General features: G+C 43.1%; 1 protein-coding gene. It reads right to left on the reverse strand.

The genetic code is table 11. The features are described from left to right. Positions 1–12: 12 nt before the first annotated feature. Positions 13–20,850 (reverse strand): tandem-95 repeat protein, encoded by a 20,838-nt coding sequence (locus ACZZZK_RS02340; protein ID WP_463482677.1) that lies wholly within the window; start codon positions 20,848–20,850, stop codon positions 13–15. Positions 20,851–21,297: the final 447 nt, after the last annotated feature.

The following is a 21,297-nucleotide window of genomic DNA, read 5'->3' on the forward strand; positions in this document are numbered from 1 at the left end:
AAGCTTCATGTGTTAGTTTTTAAATGCCCTGATCAAAGTAATGTAGCCCTTGAACACTTCAAATTCATCGCTTCCTGCTTTTTTAACACGGAGCAGATAGTAATAGGTGCCCTCGTTCAGCCCCTCACCTGTCCAGTTGTTCTGGTAGCCTTTGGCCCTGAAAACTTCATTGCCCCAACGGTTAACGATCTGTAATTCGTTGGATTGGTATTGGTTCAATCCCCTGATCTCGAACACATCGTTTATGCCATCGCCATTCGGCGTAAACAGGTTTGGCACTTTGATGCCGATGAAATTGGCCGTAAGTGTTACCGATGCCACGTTGGTATAATAGCCGAAGGCATCTTTAACGCGGTAAGTGAACACATCTTCGCCGGTAAAGCCTGCATTTGGTGTGTAGGTTACCGTTCCATCGGCGTTTACCACCACTTTACCATTTTTGGGCTGAGTTACAATTTCAACCGATAATTTATCAAAGGCCGAGTTGCCCGGATCATCGTTCGCCAGTACACTGATCACCACCGGAGCATTTGCACTAGTAGTCCCCAGATCATCAACCGCTGTTGGCGATTTAGGGAAACTGATGACTGTTGCAGTGTTATTGGTTTCCGCTGTTCCCGATACATCGCTTACATTTATGCCGTTCAGCGATTTTGCGTTCACCGTAGCGGTATTGCTCACCGTACCCAGGTCTTTATCGGCCTGCGTTAAGGTGTAAACCGCTACATCTGAAACTGTTGCCCCCGGAATTAAACCGCCCGCAACTGTGATTGCTTTACCTGCGATTCCCAGTTTGGCATCAGTCAGAGTGATCGTGTTCAAAGTAACCGGACCGGTATTTTTGATGGTAAAGGTGTAGGTTACCTTATTTCCGCTGAAAGCTGCTGTTTTGACCAGTGCAATCGATGGATTAACGCTAAAGCTTGTTACCGTAGGCGTATCATTGCTTTCTGTAGTTCCGGAAATATCGCTTACCGAAAGGTTGGCAGGCGTTCTGGCGCTTACGGTTGCAGAGTTGGTTACGCTTCCGGCATCTTTATCAGCCTGTGTCAGCTGATAGGTAACGCTTTCGGTAGCTGTTGCCCCCGGAGCGAGATTGCCCGATAAGGTCCTGTTCAACCCAAGTTTTGCATCCACCAAAGTGATCACATGCAAGGTTACGTTTCCTGTATTTTTGATACTGAAATTATAGCTGATGCTATTGCCGTCTGCACTCACCACACCTGTTTTCACCAATGTAATGGTCGATGCCGGAGCGATAACAGTAACCGTTGCATCATCCACCTCTGGTGTAGCCGGGTTATCAGATTTTGATTTAGTTACGGCATTTCCGTTCGGATCATTTGCCGTAACGCTCGCCTGGTTGCTAAACGATCCGTTGTTAACATCTGAAAGCGTAACGGTATGGCGGGCGGTAACGGTTGCACTGGCGCCCGGACTCAGGTTGGCAATACCTGCAGGAGTTATCGAACCCACATCAGCACCTGCATCTACAACAGTGATATTGGTTAAATTAACATTGCCCGTATTGGTTACCACGATGTTATAGTTGATCACATCACCGGCTTTGCTTACCGCATTGGTTGCCTGTTTTGTTAAACCGATTGACGGAGCGGCAACAAGCGTTACGTTTACCGGAACTGTTACCACAGCTGTACCGCCCTTGCCATCGCTTACGGTAATGGAGAAGGAATCATTTCCTACATAACCAGGTTTTGGTGTGTAGATATACGTTCCATCTGCGTTAACGGTAACAGTACCGTTTGCTGGCGCAGTACTCAGCGTAAATGTTAGGGTATCGCCATCTACATCACTTGCCGTAACAACACCGGTTTTAGGTGTATTTTGTGGCGTAGCAATGGCCGGTGAAGTGGCTACCGGAACATCATTGACCGGGGTTACCGTTACACTGATGGTTACCGTTGTTGTTCCACCTTTGCCATCGCTTACTGTTACCACAAAACTGTCCGTTCCGTTGAAGTTGGCGTTTGGCGTATAAGTGTAGGTGCCGTCTGGTCTCAACACTACCGTTCCGTTTGTTGGAGCTGTTGTTGTGGTGAACGTCAATGCATCGCCATCGGCATCAGTTGCCGTGATTTTTCCGTTAACCGGAACATCTTCAGCTGTGGTGATTGCCGGAGCGGTAGCCACCGGAGCAACATTGGTTTGGGCAACGTTTACATTGACCGTTACCGTTGCTGTTCCGCCTTTGCCATCACTAACCACTACTGTGAAACTGTCCGTTCCACTGTAATTGTTGTTAGGTGTATAGGTAAATGTTCCATTAGGATTTACCACAACAGTACCATTTGCCGGAGGTGTTCCTGCTGTGAAGGTCAACGGATCGCCGTCAACATCAGTAGCGGTAACCTGACCGCTTACCGGCGTATTTTTATTGGTGCCAACGGTTACCGGAGTAGCCGCTACCGGAACATCATTGACCGGAGTGATTGTTACATTGATGGTTACCGTCGTGGTTCCGCCTTTGCCATCGCTTACTGTTACCGTGAAACTGTCCGTTCCGTTGAAGTTGGCGTTTGGCGTATAAGTGTAGGTGCCGTCTGTATTAACCACAACCGTTCCGTTTGTTGGAGGTGTTGTCGTGGTGAAAGTCAATGCATCGCCGTCCGCATCGCTTGCCGTGATCGTTCCGTTCACCGGAACATCTTCAGCTGTGGTGATTGCCGGAGCAGTTGCTAACGGCGCATCGTTCACCGGAGTTATTGTTACATTGATGGTTACCGTTGCAGTTCCGCCTTTACCATCGCTTACTGTTACCACAAAACTGTCCGTTCCGTTGAAGTTCGGGTTTGGTGTATAGGTATAGGTTCCATCTGGTCTTACCACTACCGTTCCGTTGACTGGAGGCGTGGTCGTAGTGAACGTTAAGCCATCTCCATCCACATCGCTTGCCGTGATCGTTCCGTTTACCGGAACATCTTCAGCTGTGGTTACCGCTGGCGAAGTTGCTGTTGGTGCATCGTTCACAGGGGTTACCGTTACGTTGATGGTCACCGTTGTGGTTCCACCCTTGCCATCGCTCACTGTTACAAGAAAACTGTCCGTTCCGTTGTAGTTTGCGTTTGGCGTATAGGTGTAGGTTCCATCAGGTCTCAACACTACCGTTCCGTTTGTTGGAGGTATAGCCGTAGTAAACGTCAATGGATCGCCATCGGCATCGCTTGCCGTGATGGTTCCGTTCACAGGAACATCTTCTGCTGTGGTGATTGCCGGAGCAGTAGCTGTTGGTGCATCGTTCACCGGATTTACCGTTACGTTGATGGTCACCGTTGTGGTTCCGCCTTTGCCATCGCTTATTGCTACAACAAAGCTATCGCTTCCGTTGAAGTTGGCATTTGGCGTGTAAGTGTAGGTTCCGTCTGTATTGACCACTACCGTTCCGTTTGTTGGAGCTGTTGTTGTGGTGTACGTTAATGGATCACCGTCTATGTCAGTTGCCGTGACCGTTCCGTTCACCGGAACATCTTCAGCTGTGGTTACCGCTGGCGAAGTGACTGTTGGCGCATCGTTCACCGGAGTTATCGTTACATTGATGGTTACCGTTGTTGTTCCACCCTTGCCATCGCTCACTGTTACAACAAAACTGTCTGTTCCGTTGAAGTTGGCGTTTGGCGTGTAAGTGTAGGTTCCATCACTGTTCACTGTTACTGTTCCATTTGTTGGAGCTGTTGTTGTGGTGAAGGTCAATGCATCGCTATCCACATCGCTTGTCGTGATCGCTCCGTTCACCGGAACATCTTCAGCTGTGGTGATTGCTGGTGCAGTCGCTACCGGAGCATCATTCACAGGAGTTACCGTTACGACGATGGTTACCGTTATAGTTCCGCCTTTACCATCGCTTACCGTTACTGTGAAACTGTCGGTTCCGTTGAAGTTCGCGTTTGGCGTATAGGTGTAGCTTCCATCAGGTCTCAAAACTACCGTTCCGTTTGTTGGAGGTGTAGTCGTGGTGAAAGTCAATGCATCGCCGTCCGCATCGCTTGCCGTGATCGTTCCGTTCACCGGAACATCTTCAGCTGTGGTGATTGCCGGAGCAGTTGCTAACGGCGCATCGTTCACCGGAGTTATTGTTACATTGATGGTTACCGTTGTTGTTCCACCTTTGCCATCGCTTACTGTTACCACAAAACTGTCCGTTCCGTTGAAGTTTGCGTTTGGCGTATAGGTGTAGGTTCCATCTGGTCTTACCACTACCGTTCCGTTTGTTGGAGGTGTAGTCGTGGTGAAGGTCAATGCATCACCGTCCGCATCGCTTGCCGTGATCGTTCCGTTCACCGGAACATCTTCAGCTGTGGTGATTGCCGGAGCAGTTGCTAACGGCGCATCGTTCACCGAAGTTATTGTTACATTGATGGTTACCGTTGCAGTTCCGCCTTTACCATCGCTTACTGTTACCACAAAGCTATCGCTTCCGTTGAAGTTCGCGTTTGGCGTGTAAGTGTAGGTTCCATCAGGTCTCAACACTACCGTTCCATTTGTTGGAGCTGTAGTGGTAGTGAAAGTCAATGCATCGCCATCGGCATCGCTTGCCGTGATCGTTCCGTTCACCGGAGTATCTTCTGCTGTTGTGATTGCCGGAGCAGTGGCTGTTGGCGCATCATTGACCGGAGTTATTGTTACATTGATGGTTACCGTTGTTGTTCCTCCTTTGCCATCAATTACTGTTACCACAAAACTGTCTGTTCCGTTGAAGTTCGCGTTTGGTGTATAGGTGTAGGTTCCATCTGTATTGACTAAGACCGTTCCGTTGGCTGGAGGTGTAGTCGTAGTAAACGTCAATGCATCGCCATCCACATCGCTTGCAGTGATCGTTCCGTTAACCGGAACATCTTCTGCTGTGGTGATTGCCGGAGCAGTGGCTGTTGGCGCATCATTGACCGGAGTTACCGTTACGTTGATGGTTACCGTTGTTGTTCCGCCCTTGCCATCGCTTATTGTTACCACGAAACTGTCGGTTCCGTTAAAGTTCGCGTTTGGTGTATAGGTGTATGTTCCGTCTGGTCTCAAAACTACCGTTCCGTTTGTTGGAGGTGTCGTCGTGGTGAACGTTAATGGATCGCCATCCACATCACTGGCTGTAATCGTTCCGTTCACCGGAATATCTTCTGCCGTGGTTACTGCAGGAGAAGTTGCAACCGGAATATCATTGACAGCTGTTACCGTTACGTTGATGGTGACCGTGGTCGTTCCACCTTTGCCATCGCTAACAGTTACAACAAAACTGTCGGTTCCGTTATAGTCTGCATTTGGTGTGTAAGTGTAAGTTCCATCAGGTCTTACCACACCTGTTCCGTTTGTCGGAGGTGTTGTTGTGGTGTAAGTCAATGGATCGCCATCCGCATCGCTTGCCGTGATCGTTCCGTTAACCGGAACATCTTCAGCTGTGGTGATTGCAGGAGCAGTGGCCACCGGTGCATCGTTCACAGGAGTTACCGTTACATTGATGGTAACCGTGGTTGTTCCACCTTTGCCATCGCTTACTGTTACCACAAAACTGTCCGTTCCGTTGAAGTTGGCGTTTGGTGTATAGGTGTAGGTTCCGTCTGTATTGACCACTACCGTTCCGTTTATTGGAGGTGTAGTCGTAGTAAACGTCAATGGATCGCCATCTACATCGCCTGCAGTGATTGTTCCGTTAACCGCAACATCTTCAGCTGTGGTGATTGCTGGAGCAGTGGCCACCGGCGCATCGTTCACAGGAGTTACCGTTACGTTGATGGTTACCGTGGTTGTTCCACCTTTACCATCACTCACTGTCACAACAAAACTGTCCGTTCCGTTGTAGTTTGCGTTTGGTGTATAGGTGTAGGTTCCATCTGGTCTCAAAACTACCGTTCCGTTTGTTGGAGGCGTAGTTGTGGTGAACGTTAACGGATCGCCATCCGCATCGCTTGCCGTGATCGTTACGTTAACCGGAACATCTTCAGCTGTGGTGATTGCCGGAGCAGTTGCTAACGGCGCATCGTTCACCGGAGTTATTGTTACATTGATGGTTACCGTTGTTGTTCCACCTTTGCCATCGCTTACTGTTACCACAAAACTGTCCGTTCCGTTGAAGTTTGCGTTTGGCGTATAGGTGTAGGTTCCATCTGGTCTTACCACTACCGTTCCGTTTGTTGGAGGTGTAGTCGTGGTGAAGGTCAATGCATCACCGTCCGCATCGCTTGCCGTGATCGTTCCGTTCACCGGAACATCTTCAGCTGTGGTGATTGCCGGAGCAGTTGCTAACGGCGCATCGTTCACCGAAGTTATTGTTACATTGATGGTTACCGTTGCAGTTCCGCCTTTACCATCGCTTACTGTTACCACAAAGCTATCGCTTCCGTTGAAGTTCGCGTTTGGCGTGTAAGTGTAGGTTCCATCAGGTCTCAACACTACCGTTCCATTTGTTGGAGCTGTAGTGGTAGTGAAAGTTAAAGCATCGCCATCGGCATCGCTTGCCGTGATCGTTCCGTTCACCGGAGTATCTTCTGCTGTTGTGATTGCCGGAGCAGTGGCTGTTGGCGCATCATTGACCGGAGTTATTGTTACATTGATGGTTACCGTTGTTGTTCCTCCTTTGCCATCAATTACTGTTACCACAAAACTGTCTGTTCCGTTGAAGTTCGCGTTTGGTGTATAGGTGTAGGTTCCATCTGTATTGACTAAGACCGTTCCGTTGGCTGGAGGTGTAGTCGTAGTAAACGTCAATGCATCGCCATCCACATCGCTTGCAGTGATCGTTCCGTTAACCGGAACATCTTCTGCTGTGGTGATTGCCGGAGCAGTGGCTGTTGGCGCATCATTGACCGGAGTTACCGTTACGTTGATGGTTACCGTTGTTGTTCCGCCCTTGCCATCGCTTATTGTTACCACGAAACTGTCGGTTCCGTTAAAGTTCGCGTTTGGTGTATAGGTGTATGTTCCGTCTGGTCTCAAAACTACCGTTCCGTTTGTTGGAGCTGTGGTCGTAGTAAACGTTAATGGATCGCCATCCACATCGCTTGCAGTGATCGTTCCGTTCACAGGTACATCTTCAGCTGTATTGATTGCCGGAGCAGTGGCCACCGGCGCATCGTTCACAGGGTTTACCGTTACGTTGATGGTCACCGTGGTTGATCCACCTTTGTCATCGCTTACTGTTACAACAAAACTGTCGGTTCCGTTGAAGTTCGCATTTGGCGTATAGGTGTATGTTCCGTCTGGTCTCAACACTACCGTTCCGTTTGTTGGAGGTGTGGTCGTAGTAAACGTCAAGGCATCACTATCCACATCGCTTGCCGTTATCGTTCCGTTCACCGGAACATCTTCAGCTGTAGTTACCGCTGGCGACGTAGCTGTTGGCGCATCATTGACCGGAGTTACCGTTATACTGATGGTTACCGTTGTTGTTCCTCCTTTGCCATCGCTCACCGTTACAACAAAACTATCCGTTCCGTTAAAGTTGGCGTTTGGCGTATAGGTGTAGGTTCCGTCTGTATTGACCACTACCGTTCCGTTTGTTGGAGGTGTAGTGATGGTGAAAGTTAAAGCATCTCCATCCACATCGCTTGCCGTGATCGTTCCGTTCACCGGAACATCTTCAGCTGTGGTGATTGCCGGAGCTGTGGCCACCGGCGCATCATTAACCGGGGTTACATTTACCGGGATAGTAACTGTTGTAATACCACCGTTACCATCACTTACCGTAACTGTGAAACTATCCAGACCATTATAATTAGCAGCCGGCGTGTAAGTATATGTTCCGTTTGCATTTACAATTACCGTTCCGTGTAATGGAGCCGTAGTTACCGTATAAAGTGGTGTATCTCCATCAACATCAGTTGAAGTAATTACGCCGGTTTTAGGGGTGTCTTCACTCACAATAATTGAAGGTGAACTTGCTACAGGAGCATCATTTACAGGTGTTACCGTAATTAAAGTAGTTACATTTACAGTTCCACCGTTGCCATCGCTAACTCTGGTTACAAAACTATCCGTGCCGTTGTAATTAGCATTTGGTGTATAAACATAAGTACCATTTGCATTAAGCACTACAGTTCCCTTTGTTGGTAATGTAGTAACCGTAAATGTTAACGGGTCGCCATCAGCATCTGTAGCGGTAATTGTTCCATTTTTTGGCATGTCTTCAAGCGTTGATACGGCAGGAGAATTAACAACAGGAACATCGTTAACAGAAGTTATTGTAATTGGGATAGTTACGGTTGTTGTTCCTCCTTTGCCATCAGAAACCGTTGCAGTGAAACTATCACTGCCATTATAATTTGCATTTGGTGTATAAGTATAGGTACCATCCTGATTAGCAACTACAATACCATTTGTTGGTGGTGTGGTAATTGTAATCGTTAATGCATCTCCATCAGCATCTGAGACAGTAATTAATCCAGTTTTAGCAGTATCCTCTGCAGTATTAATTGCTGGCGATGTGGCTATAGGAACATCGTTTACTGGTGTTACGGTAACTGGAATATTTACAGTTGCAGTACCCCCATTACCATCATTTACAGTGATGGTGAAACTATCAGAACCATTGTAATTTGTATTTGGTGTGTAGCTATAAGTTCCATCTGTGTTTACCACAACGGTACCATTTGTTGGTACTGTGGTTAAAGTATAAGTAAGCAGATTTCCTTCCACATCACTTGCTGTAACCACACCATTTTTAGGGGTATCTTCTGCAGTTGAAATTGAAGGTGAACTAGCAACAGGCGGATCATTAACAGGTGTTACGGTGATAGTAACAGTAATTACAATTGCCCCACCTTTACCATCACTAACAGTTACTGTAAAGCTATCTGGACCATTGTAATTTGCATTCGGTGTATAAGTATAATTTCCATTCTGATTTAATAAAATAGTTCCGTTAGTTGGAGGTGTTGTTAAACTGAATGCTAATGGGTCGCCATCTGCATCAGCAGCATTAATTAATCCATTTTGTGGGGTATCTTCTAATGTGGTGATAGAGATTGGTATCGCAGAAGCCGTTGGTGCATCGTTTACCGAAGCAATGTTTATAGATAACGAAGCCGTCGCCGTAGCTCCATTTGTATCGCTTACGGTATAAGAAATAATCGGAACCGCACCAAAGTAATTGGCGGCAGGTATAAAGGTGAAACTACCATCTGCTAAAATGCTAATTGTTCCGACAGCTACGCCGCCCTGACCAGTAATGGTAATTGGATTGGAGCCTACGGCTTGTACACCAGCCATACCAGCAATGGTAAAGCCAGTTACGTTAAATGCATCTCCATCAATATCGAAATCATTTGCCAATAATCCATTGGCAGAATTTCTGGTTACAGTCTCATCTTCGTTAATGTTAACTGCATCATTGGTTGCTGTAGGGGCATCATTTACGGGAGTTACGGTAAATATTAAAGTAGCCGACGCCGTTCCACCATTACCATCGCTAATATTGTAGGTAATTGTTGGTGTAGTTCCGTTGTAGTTTTGAGCAGGAGTAAAGTTATAACTACCATCTGCACTAATATTAACGAAACCTACATTCGGAATTTCAAATGGTGCATCTACAGGCTGTGTTCCGGCAATACCAGCTACAGTAAAACCGGTAATTGTTAAAGTTTGTCCTTCTACATCTGTATCATTGGCTAACAACCCATTATTTGCAGTTTTTGTAACACTACCATCTTCCAACAATGTCGCTGTATCATTTGCGGCAACTGGCGCATCATTAATTGCATTTATAGTTAAAGTAAGTGTTGCTGTAGCTGTTAATGTTCCATCGCTTAGCGTGTAAACAATAACCGGAACGGTACCACTGTAATTTGCTAATGGTGCAAAAACATAACTTCCGTTTGCATTGATCGTGATGTTACCCACATTCGGAATTAAAAATGGCGTGCCAATAGTAGGTGTACCTGCTATACCAGAAACTGAATATGCTGTAATGGTTTTTGTTGGTCCATCTATGTCTGAATCATTTGCAACCAATCCGTTTACTTCATCTACCGTTAACGTAGCATCCTCATCCACATTACCGCTATCGTTAGTAGCAACTGGCGCATCATTTACAGCAGTTACGTTGATGGTTAAAGTACCCAGGTTAGTTGAGTTTGGTTGTGCTTGACCATCACTAACCGTATAAGTAATTACCGGAACTGAACCATTATAGTTCGCAACAGGCGTAAATGAATAACTTCCATCGCCACTAATATTAATTGTACCTATGTCTGGAATATTAAATGGTGTTGCTAAAGTTGGTGTTCCAGTTCCTGGATTACCGGCAATGGTATAGCCTGTTATAGCAAGTGAATTACCATCAACATCGCTATCGTTAGCTAAAAGTCCGTTTGCAGCAGTTTTAACAATACCCGTTGCATCTTCGGAAATATTCTCAATCTCGTTATTAACTAAAGGTTGATCGTTAACTGGAGTGATGCTGATGTTTACATTTGCGTCAACCACAGCATATAATGAACCGTCAGAGCCGTTCCATTTAAAGCTTGTAGAACCATTGAAATTAGCATTAGGTTCAAATGTAATGTTAGCTAAATTTGCAGCACTAATGATTTGATTTGAAGTAATGAGTACTCCACTCAACTTCAATGTTCCGTTTGCTGGTAAAGTAATTACTTTAATTTCAGCTAATGGATTAGGATCTACATCACTAAATTGAGCAGTAAAATCTGCCGCTGCAAAAGTGATCACTACATCCTCTAAACCAGATTTAGCTAAATCAGTTACTATCGGAGCATCATTAACTGCGTTAATTGTAATATTTAAAGTTCCGGTTGCTGTCGCATTTCCAGCTCCGCTTTGATCACTTACTGTGTATGTTATTGTTGGTACAGTTCCATTTTTGTTGGCATCTGGCACGAAGGTATAATTGCCATTTTGGTTGATGGTAATTACTCCAAAATTAGGAATGGCAAAGGTTCCAGGTGTTCCTGTTACTGGAATTGTATTTCCATTTACTACGAAACTGGTAATAATCAAAGTCGTTCCAGCATCAACATCACTATCGTTAGCTAATAAGTTTTTAGAAATGCCTTGAGCATCTTCATCTATTGTTTCTGTTTCGTTAACAACAATTGGCGTATCGTTTATAGGGGTAACTGTAATTTTTAAAGTTGCAGCTGTTTCTGCTGCAGTTGCCGAAGCGTTTCTTAGCAATGGATTATCTACCATAGTATAAGTGATGGTAGGTACAATTCCATTAAAGTTAAGTACTGGTGTGAAAGTATAACTTCCATCAGCATTTATTACAATTTGACCAACATTTGGAATGGTTGCGGTGTTACCTGGCAAATAAACTGTCGGACTACCATCAATACTAAAGTTTTCAACTGAAATTGGGTCACCGTCTGGGTCAGTATCTGGCGTACCATCCGTTCTTACATTTCCAGTTGCAACTACATCTTCATTTGTAGATTTTGTATCGTTTGTCGCAATTGGCGCCCGATTATCTATTGAAACAGAAATAGATAAGGTTGCTGTAGCTGATAATGAACCATCGGTTACTGTGTAGGTAATTAATGGAACGGCACCGCTGTAACCTGGCAAAGCCATAAACATCAAGCTACCGTTTACATTGATGGTAATGGTTCCTACACCCGGAATCACAACCGCGTTTCCTGGAATTTGAGTACCTGCAATACCTGCAATAGTATAACCGCTAATGGTCAATGCTTGTCCGTCTACATCAATATCATTTGATAACAAACCTGGTGTTGCAATAGTTAATTGTTCACCTTGCTTAATACTGGCCACATCATTACCTGCAATTGGTGCATCATTTACCGGTGTGATGGTAATGTTTACGTTCGCATCTATATCTGCATAAGTTGTCCCATCAAATCCATTCCATTTAAACGTGGTGCTTCCATTAAAGTTGGCAGCTGGCACAAAGGTGATATTTGCTAAATCGGCAAGTGTTATTTCTTGGTTTACCGTAATGTTAACACCCGATAATTTTAATTCGCCATTGGCTGGTAAACTAACAATCTTAATTTTTGTAATTGCATTACCTTCAGCATCTGAATATTTACTTGTAAAATCTGTTGCAGCAAAGCTGATGGTTGCATCTTCTGCTCCTGTTTTAGGTACATCAGAAACAAGTGGTGGGTCATTAACAGGAGTAACTGTAATTGTCAAGGTTGCTATTGCTGTTCCGCCACTATCATCACTTACAGTATAGGTAATTACAGGTATTGCACCATTAAAGTTAGCAACCGGTGCAAAAGTGTAACTGCCATCTGCATTGATAGTAATATTTCCAACACTCGGAATGGTAAATGCAGAACCAATAGTTGGCGTACCCGTAATACCCGAATAGGTAAAACCAGTAACAGTTAAGGTTGTTCCTGCATCTACATCACTATCGTTTGCTAATAAACCATTAGCTGCTGCTCTGATTAAGGTTGCATCTTCTAAAATAGTGGCTGCATCATTAACTCCAATTGGATTATCATTAACTGGTGTAATAGATAAGGTAAGTGTAGCGGTAGTTGATATTGTACCGTCACTTACAGTATAATTTATGATTGGTACTGGCCCGTTATAATTTAACAATGGAGTGAAAGTGTAACCTCCATCAGCCGAAATATTAATTATACCTACCCCTGGAATATTTACAGGGGCAGCAATGTTTTGAGTTCCGGAGATCCCTGCAATTGTATAGCCCGTTATAGTTAATGCATTTCCATCAGGATCTGTATCATTTGATAATAAGCCTGTAGTTGGCGATGCCGTAACAGTTAAGGTTGCATCTTCAGCAATAGAATTTGTATCATTAAGCGCAACCGGAGCGTCATTTACTGGAATTATGGTAATTGTTAATGTTGCTGTTGCTGTACCTCCATTCCCGTCACTTATCGTGTAAGTTATCACAGGTACTGCACCACTATAATTCGCTAACGGTGTAAATACATAACTTCCATTTGCATTAATGGTTATCGAGCCAACACTTGAAATAGAGAAAAGTGAACCAATTGCTGGCGTACCCACTATTCCAGAATAAGTAAATCCAGTAACGGTTAAAGTTGTTCCTGCATCAACATCACTATCGTTTGATAGCAAACCTGCACCAGATGCGGCATTTAACACGTTATCTTCCACAACTGTGGCAACATCATTTGCTGCAACTGGTAAATCATTCACCGGGTTGATGGTTATGCTTACATTATCTGTTGCAAGGGCATAAGTTGTTCCATCAAAGCCATTCCATCTAAATGTTGCTGTACCATTATAGTTAGGGTCTGGCACAAAAGTGATGTTAGCTAAAGCAGCCAAATCTATCTCTTGACCAGCAGTAATGTTAACCCCACTCAATTTTAGCAAGCCATTCGCTGGCAAGATTACCACCTGAATTTTAGTTAAGGTATTTCCATCAACATCTGTAAAACTGTTGGTAAAATCTGTAGCTGTAAAACCAATGGTCGTATCTTCATCTCCAGATTTTGCTATACTTGTTACTATTGGCGGATCATTTACAGGTGTAACCGTAATGTTTACGTTTACAGGGGTAGCATAACCGGTTCCATCATTTGCATTCCACCTAAAAGAAGTGCTACCATTAAAGTTGCTACCTGGTACAAATACCAAATTCGGAATATCAGCAGCTTGTATCTCTTGTCCGGCAGTAACCAAAGCTCCGTTTGATAGCAAAACCCCTTGAGTGGTTGACGGCAAATTGCTAATCTGTATTTTACTTAAAGCATCCCCCTCTGGATCTGAATAATTATTAGTAAAATCGTTTAAGGTGAAGGCAATTTGAACATCTTCTGCAGTAGTTTTACTAATTGGAGAAATTGTAGGCAAATCGTTAACAGATGTTAAAACGATGTTTACATTGTTATTGGTTGCTGCATAGTCAGTTCCGTCATTTCCGTTCCATTTAAAGGTAACCGGACCATTGTAATTAGCAAAAGGCTCAAACGTAAGCTGAGCTAAATTTGCTATTGGGATTTCTTGATTTACCGTTACCGCAACACCATTCAGTTTTAAGATACCCTGAGTATTTGGAGGCAATGTTTCAACTCTAATTTTTGTTAAAGCATCCCCATCTGCATCGGTAAATTGACTAGTGAAATCCGCAGCTGAGAAGGTTAAAATCACATCCTCCGCTCCTGTTTTTCCTACCACACCAATAACTGGTTTGTCATTTACTGCAGCTATCGCGATGGTGATATTTGCTGGTGAGGCAGCATAATCTACCCCATCACTTCCGTTATAACTAAATGATAAATTGCTATTGAAATTAGCTGTTGGCACAAAGGTGATTAGCGCTAAATCGGCAACTGATATTTCCTGATTAGCGGTAACATCTACACCATTTAATTTTAATAAACCTTGAGCTGGAGTTGGTAAAGTGATGATTCTAACTTTAGCCAAAGTACCATCTACATCTGTGAATTGATTGGTAAAATCTGCAGCTGCAAATGGAACCGTCGTATCTTCTGTTCCTGTTTTATTTATATCTGCAACTACTGGAATATCGTTAACTGCCTGAATATTTAATATTGTTGTTTTGGTATCTGTTAAAGGTGCACCACCTGTATTGCCCAAATCATTTATCAACGTAGTTAAAGTAACGTTTCCGTTTAGGTTGGCAAACGGGGTAAATGTTACTTTATTGGCAGCAACAAAGGCATTAATATTTGCAATGGACCCAGTAATGGTAACCAACCTTGTCCCTGAACCTCCAATTGTAATACCACTTTCACTAGTTGCTGCAAAAATACCCTGATTTGCAGGAACGCTTAGTGTAGCCGTTACTGAATTATTACCAGCATCACGATCTATAAAACTAATACCTGTAATTGTTTTCGGCGTATCTTCTGTTAACACAGTATTGGCTGGCACAGTTGCTACCGGAGGGATGTTATAGTCCTCTCTCCAATCTCTTTCTGCTGTAGCAGGTGTATCTAAATTAGGAAATGAAGATGGCGTTTGTCCATTAGTTGGATTAAAAGCAGCATCGTTGTTATCAAAGTTATTGTCTAGGCCATCTTTATCTGCATCAGCACCTGCTGCAATAACATTTGCTACACCATCATTGTCTGTATCGTATGCTTCTATCGTGTCGCTATCTCCGTCATTATCAGCATCTAGATCTAAATAGTCGGGTTGATCTGCACCGTCCGTATTTACCGGAGTTAAGCCACTTGTAGCTTCATAAGCATTGTCCAACCCATCGCCATCTGAATCAATCCCGGTTGGGGCGATATAGTTTGCAGTAGATTGCGCTTCAATGTTGTCAGGAATACCATCTCCATCAGAATCCAGATCCAGGAAGTTAGGGATTCCATCTCCATCCAGGTCACCAGCACCTTCAACAGCATCCAAAATTCCATCATTATCAGAATCAATATCTAAATAATTTGGAATACCATCACCATCGGCATCTTTCACCGTCATTGGTGTTCCCGATGGATCACCTGTTAAGCTACCCGTATTGTTATTATAATCATCAACCAGATCGTTGATTCCATCGCTATCAAAATCATTGGTAAAACCGATTCCAGCTTTTCCATCACCATCTGGATCTGGTCCGCCATTTTCTATTACATCAGTAATACCATCATTGTCAGAATCCAGGTCTAAGAAATCTGGAGTTCCATCACCATCTTTATCTCTCGGTGTATAACCGCCATTTGCAGCTAAAGGAATTCCGTTTGCATCAACCTTGTTCCCAACTAAGCCAATACCTGGCAAACCATTATTATCTGGGTCAGAACCGCCAGCTTCAAGTACATCCGGAATACCATCACCATCAGAATCAAGATCATGATAATTTGGCAAACCATCTCTACCGCCTGTATCCAATATACCGTCTACTGTATCTAAAATCCCGTCATTATCATCATCTAAATCTACTCCATCAGGCACGCCATCTTTATCATAATCTGTTGATGCCCTCCAATCTTTTTCACCGCCTGGAACTTGCGTATTTGGCATACTGGCAGGTGTTTGACCGCCATTTGTAGCATACCTGGTTACATTCGAATTCCCGTTATCATTATCATAAATATCTGCCAAACCATCATTATCTGCATCTGGCAAAACATCCATTATCCCATCTGAGCCATTTGCACCGGTTTGGTTGTTTTTTACGTCAACTTCTAGCGGACTCACTACTGCATTTTCCAACCAATCTCTAAACCCATCATTCTCCGCATCAGTATCTACATAATCCGGCGCACTACCTCCATCAATATTTGAATAACCGGAAGCAACACCTCCATTGTTGATGTCGTACGCATTATCTATCCCATCACCATCTGTATCGATACCTGTTGGTGCAACATACACCGTAGTAGGTAAACCTTCAATATTATCAATGATACCATCATTATCCGCATCGATATCCAAATAGTTAGAAAAGCCATCAAAATCGCGATCCTGATTAAACAAACTGCTAATTGCAACAAAATCTGGATCGTTTAAATCTGATAAACCATCTCCATCAGCATCTACTATCGGTCCAGTTCCAATGATACCATCGTTATCACCGTCTACAATGTAGAAAGCGGCTTCGTAATTATCAGGAATACCATCTGCGTCGGAATCAAGATCTAAATAATTAGGTTTTCCATCTTTATCTTTATCCTGAATTACTAATGCCGTTCCGCCTGCTGCCGGATCTAATGAATCCAGCAAGCCATTGCCATTCACATCTACAAAGGTTCCGATTCCAAACCTACCATCTTTATTAGGGTCATTTGCAGGATTTCCGTTAGATTCAATCGCATCAACAATGCCGTCATTATCAGAATCAACATCTAAATAATTTGGAATGCCATCACCATCTTTGTCAATATTACCTTCAACGATATCTGTTATACCATCGTTATCATCGTCCAAGTCAATTGTATCCGGCACACCATCTCGGTCTGAATCTATGGTCAAATTAATAGCGGTGGAATTAACTGCTGCACAAGCATTATCAGATTGTGTGATAGCCGCCCTGTACTTGTAACCTTCCATCGTTTGATCAACTTTGGTGATGGTTAGCGAGGTAGTTGTAGCGCCACTATAAATTGCATTATTTGCGATATTAGTAAAGTTTGCGCCATTATCTGTACTTACTTGCCATTGAATTTGGCGTGTACCAGAACCACCAGTTGCTGCTACCGTAATGGTAAGATTGCTTAAAGCCCTTACATTCTGGTTAACCGGTTGCGTAGTAATTGTACTTGCCGTACCCACTGTAATTACAACAGGAGTTGTAGTTGGAGATTGGCAAGTTACTGCCCCTACCGTAGAAACTGTAGTTCTGCGGTATTGGGTGGTTTGAGTTAAAACACCTGGTGAATAGGTTGCTAAGTTTGCCCCAGAAATAACTGTCCAACTTGTTCCGTTCAAAGAACTTTCCCAGATATAAGCTATTGTTCCGCCACCAGTTCCGTTAGCTGTAGAAGTAATTGGAGCGGCAGTAGTATTAGCACAAATAGTTTGATTAGCGGCAATTGTTCCTGCAGTTACTACGCTTTGTACAGTAACATCAATGTTGAAAGCAGTACCAGAACAGTTATCTAAAACTGGCGTTACCACATATCTTACCACAGCATTGGCTGATGAAGAGTTAGTTAATGTTTGACTGATTGGTGCAGAAACCGAAGTGGTTTGATTACTAAAACCTGTAACCCCTGTTCCACTTAATATACTAGCTGTCCAAGTATATTTAAGATTGGCATTTGATGTTGTTGGTGTAACCGAGAACGAACTGCTACTACAGATAGCAGCTGGATTAACCGCAGACGCTATAATTGTTGGTCCAACGGTAACAGTAATTGTAAACGCATTTCCAGCACAAAGTCCATTTGTTGGCGTTACCGTATAAATTAAAGTTGCAGTGGTAGTTCCTGTATTTGTTAACGTCTGACTAACCGATGTTGCTGCCGTTCCACTGGTTGCGCCAGTAACGGTTCCGCCAGAAATTGAAGGTCCCGACCAAGTATAAGTTGTTCCTGCAGGTGCCTCAACTGGTTGAAAATTGAAAGTGCCACTCACACACAAATTATAAGTTTGATTAGAGATAGCTGGTCTTTGTGTAACACTAACCGTAAATGGTGAAGATGCAGCTTCAACACAACCGCCACCTGTGACAATTGCCCTGTAGGTTGTAGTTACATTTAGATTGGTATAATTTAAAGTTGCTGTTGTATTTGCAGGGGTATAAGTAATCCAAGTTGTACCTCCATCTGTAGAATATTCCCATCTCACTACCGATGCGGTTGTTCCACTCAAAAGTAAAGTACCATTACTTCCACTACAAACACTTGCCGTACCAGTGATTGTACCAGTTGAGGTGACAACAATAGTATGTGTAGCAGTTTTAGGCGAACATCCAGCAGCAGAAGCGGTTACGATTGCAGTTCCTGAGAACAATGAAGAAAACGTTACTTCTCCAGTTGTGGCATCAATTACAGCTTGCTGACTTGTAGTGTTAATACTATAAGTTATCCCCGTTGAGTTAGTCGCAGTGGCCGAGTAAGTTTGAGTTCCTGCGCCTTGGCATCTGTTAGAAGCCAATCCTGCTGCAAATACCGGCGTTGCCACTATCCCATTTACTTGAATTGTTCCAGAAGCGGATACGTTAGGACTTCCACCTGTTGAAGTAACAACATAACCTTTTGGACCGGTTGTAGTAGCAGTTGGTGTACCAGAAATGGTTAGCACCTTGGTTGTACCGTTATAACTTGCAGTAACTCCAGCAGGTAAACCCGTTACATTCGCTCCAGTTGCTGTACCTCCAATTGCATAAGTAATATTGGTTATGGCAGTATTAATACAAACTGTTTGCGCATCACTAGGTGGTGTGGTAGATGAGGTTAGTGAAATTGAAGTAATAGGAACTACGGTTACAGTGCTTACATCATTGGCAGTATTTGGATCTGATTGAGAACCCGTGATTGTAGCAGTATTTGTGTAATTACCTGATGAATTTACTTTTGCAGTAATTACTAAGGTAGCTGATCCATTTGGCCCCAAAGACCCGATATTCCATATCCCATTTGTGCCACTATATGAAGTACCTGTTGAGGCAACACTGCTAATAAAAGTATAACCTGACGGCAATAAATCGGTAGCCGAAACACCTAACGCAGTACCTACACCAGTATTTGAGGCTGTTAAAGTAAAACGAACGGTACCATTTATTGGCGGATTTGGATCATCAACTGTTTTGGTAATACTTCTATCTACGTTACAAAGCGCAATTGTAATAGGCACAGATTGTGCAGATATTCCACAACCTAAATTTGTTGTTAATGAATAAGAACCAGATTCTGTAGGCGAAAATGTACGGTTAGTTGCACCTGCTATAGGAAGACCATTTAAGAACCATTGATAAGGCCCAACAGCTGTAGGATCAGCAGAAAGTGTTGCACTAGCGCAGCTACCTTGTGTTAAAATTGGTTTAATTGATTGTTCTGGTAATGGTGTGATAAAACTCGACATCGAGTAACCTGATCCACTTTGAACCAATACGGCATTTACCCTCGAACCACTTGTAAAAGTTAGAGACGCAGGTGAACCTAGATTTGTATTGGTAAAGTCGATTAAGTAAATACCCGTACTACCTAATTGTCTCCTAACTCCTACTCCCGCAACTGATTCTAGATCTACATTGGTATAATTTGTAGTCGCACTTCCTGTAGTAGTTAATAATATTTTGTCTGTCGCACTTTTGGTGGTGATGTAGCCAAAATATGGCAGATCTGATCCATCATTATGTCGAAATTTATATGTTTTAGCTATCAAACTTCCTCCGCAACTGGCAATTGGGGCCAAGGTTAACATATCAACCTCGCAGTTATTTGCCGTACCAGAATAAGCAACTACATTTTTTGTAGCAGAAATTTTTGAGGCAGAATACTGTACTCCAACCTGGTTAGAGCCATTAGCAGTAGCTCCAGGAATACCATTGGCAAAAGTGACAAAACTACCTGCGGCAACTAGTGTATAACTATTTGTTGAGGCTAAAGTTCCGTTTAGATTATAATTGGTAACGGTAACTGTTGTATTTGGCAATGTGGCAACCACAGTAGTTTGTTCTGCTACGTTGTTACCCGCACTTCTAATAACCAGGTATTCGTTACCCAAGGAGTTAACTGGCGGAACAGGGTTATAAACTCCATCGCCACAACCCAGTGGGGTATCAATATGTGCTCCAGAATTCATTACAGCTGCTGCCGAACTTTCTACCAAAGAGCCAATCGCACCTTGAAACAAATAACTCTGACCTGCATTTAAGGTTACTAATGCGGTACCATTTAACCTAACGGTAGTATTATTTTCAAGAGCCATGATACTGTAAATAGGCTTTTGAGTTGAACCATTTAAGTTTCCGTCTCGGTAATACCCTACCCTAAAAGCCGTACCAACAGCTGCATCTCCGAAACTAAATAATGCTGCATTTCCCTTACCATTTGCATCATTAAACTGATCTGACGCCACATTTCTAACATTCACAGAAATAGGATTTGTCCCTTCTACAATCATACCGCGGTCAGAAAGAACAGTGTTCAAACTATTCAGTACCAAGGTGTTTGGATCACCAACAAACCTGTAAACCGCTGGGGAGGTTGGTGTTGGTGTCAGCGTGGTTACAACTGTACCATCACTCTTTTTAACTGTAACAGTCGTATTCGCAACATTTGTTGTAACAATAAGCTCATTCGCTCTTGTCCAGTATTGCCAAGGCGCTGGTGCAATGTAATGTGTTTTGTAAGTTTGAGCGGAAGCTGTACCCAAAAATAACAATAGCGAAAAAACTAGAAAGATGAGCAAACAACTAAAACATTTTACAAACTTCTTCGTTAAATAATTGTTAATACGAGAAGAGTTTTGTGTGAAGCCACACAAAGAGGGTAAATTTTTATTCATACGGGGGACGATAAAGTCTACAACAATTGGGGTGATGTAGTATTTTTTAAGCTTGTCTGTTGGTTAAACGTACATACGTAGGTCTAAACACTATGGTTTTAAAAGACAAACTTTTATTTCCTTAGCTTACAGTTTGGGCATTAGGCCGCGAAGATATTACATTCCTTTGTCAAAATAATGTAACATGTATTTATTTTGTAGTATTAATAATACATAAGTTGGAATGTTTGATCTATGTCATTAAACTTATTCGATTAGACCGATTCAGACGGTGTTTTTGAAACACCAACTTTTAAGAATTATTGATCTAAATCAAATTTTTACTAACAACTGAAGGTTGTAATATTTTTTGACCCACAGTATTAGCCAAAATTTAGTTTAAAATTCCACCGATATAATAGTTTTGATCAATAGTTAAGCGTTAAACTAACGACTTACTCAATTTCC

Source organism: Pedobacter sp. AC163, from assembly GCF_979258665.1.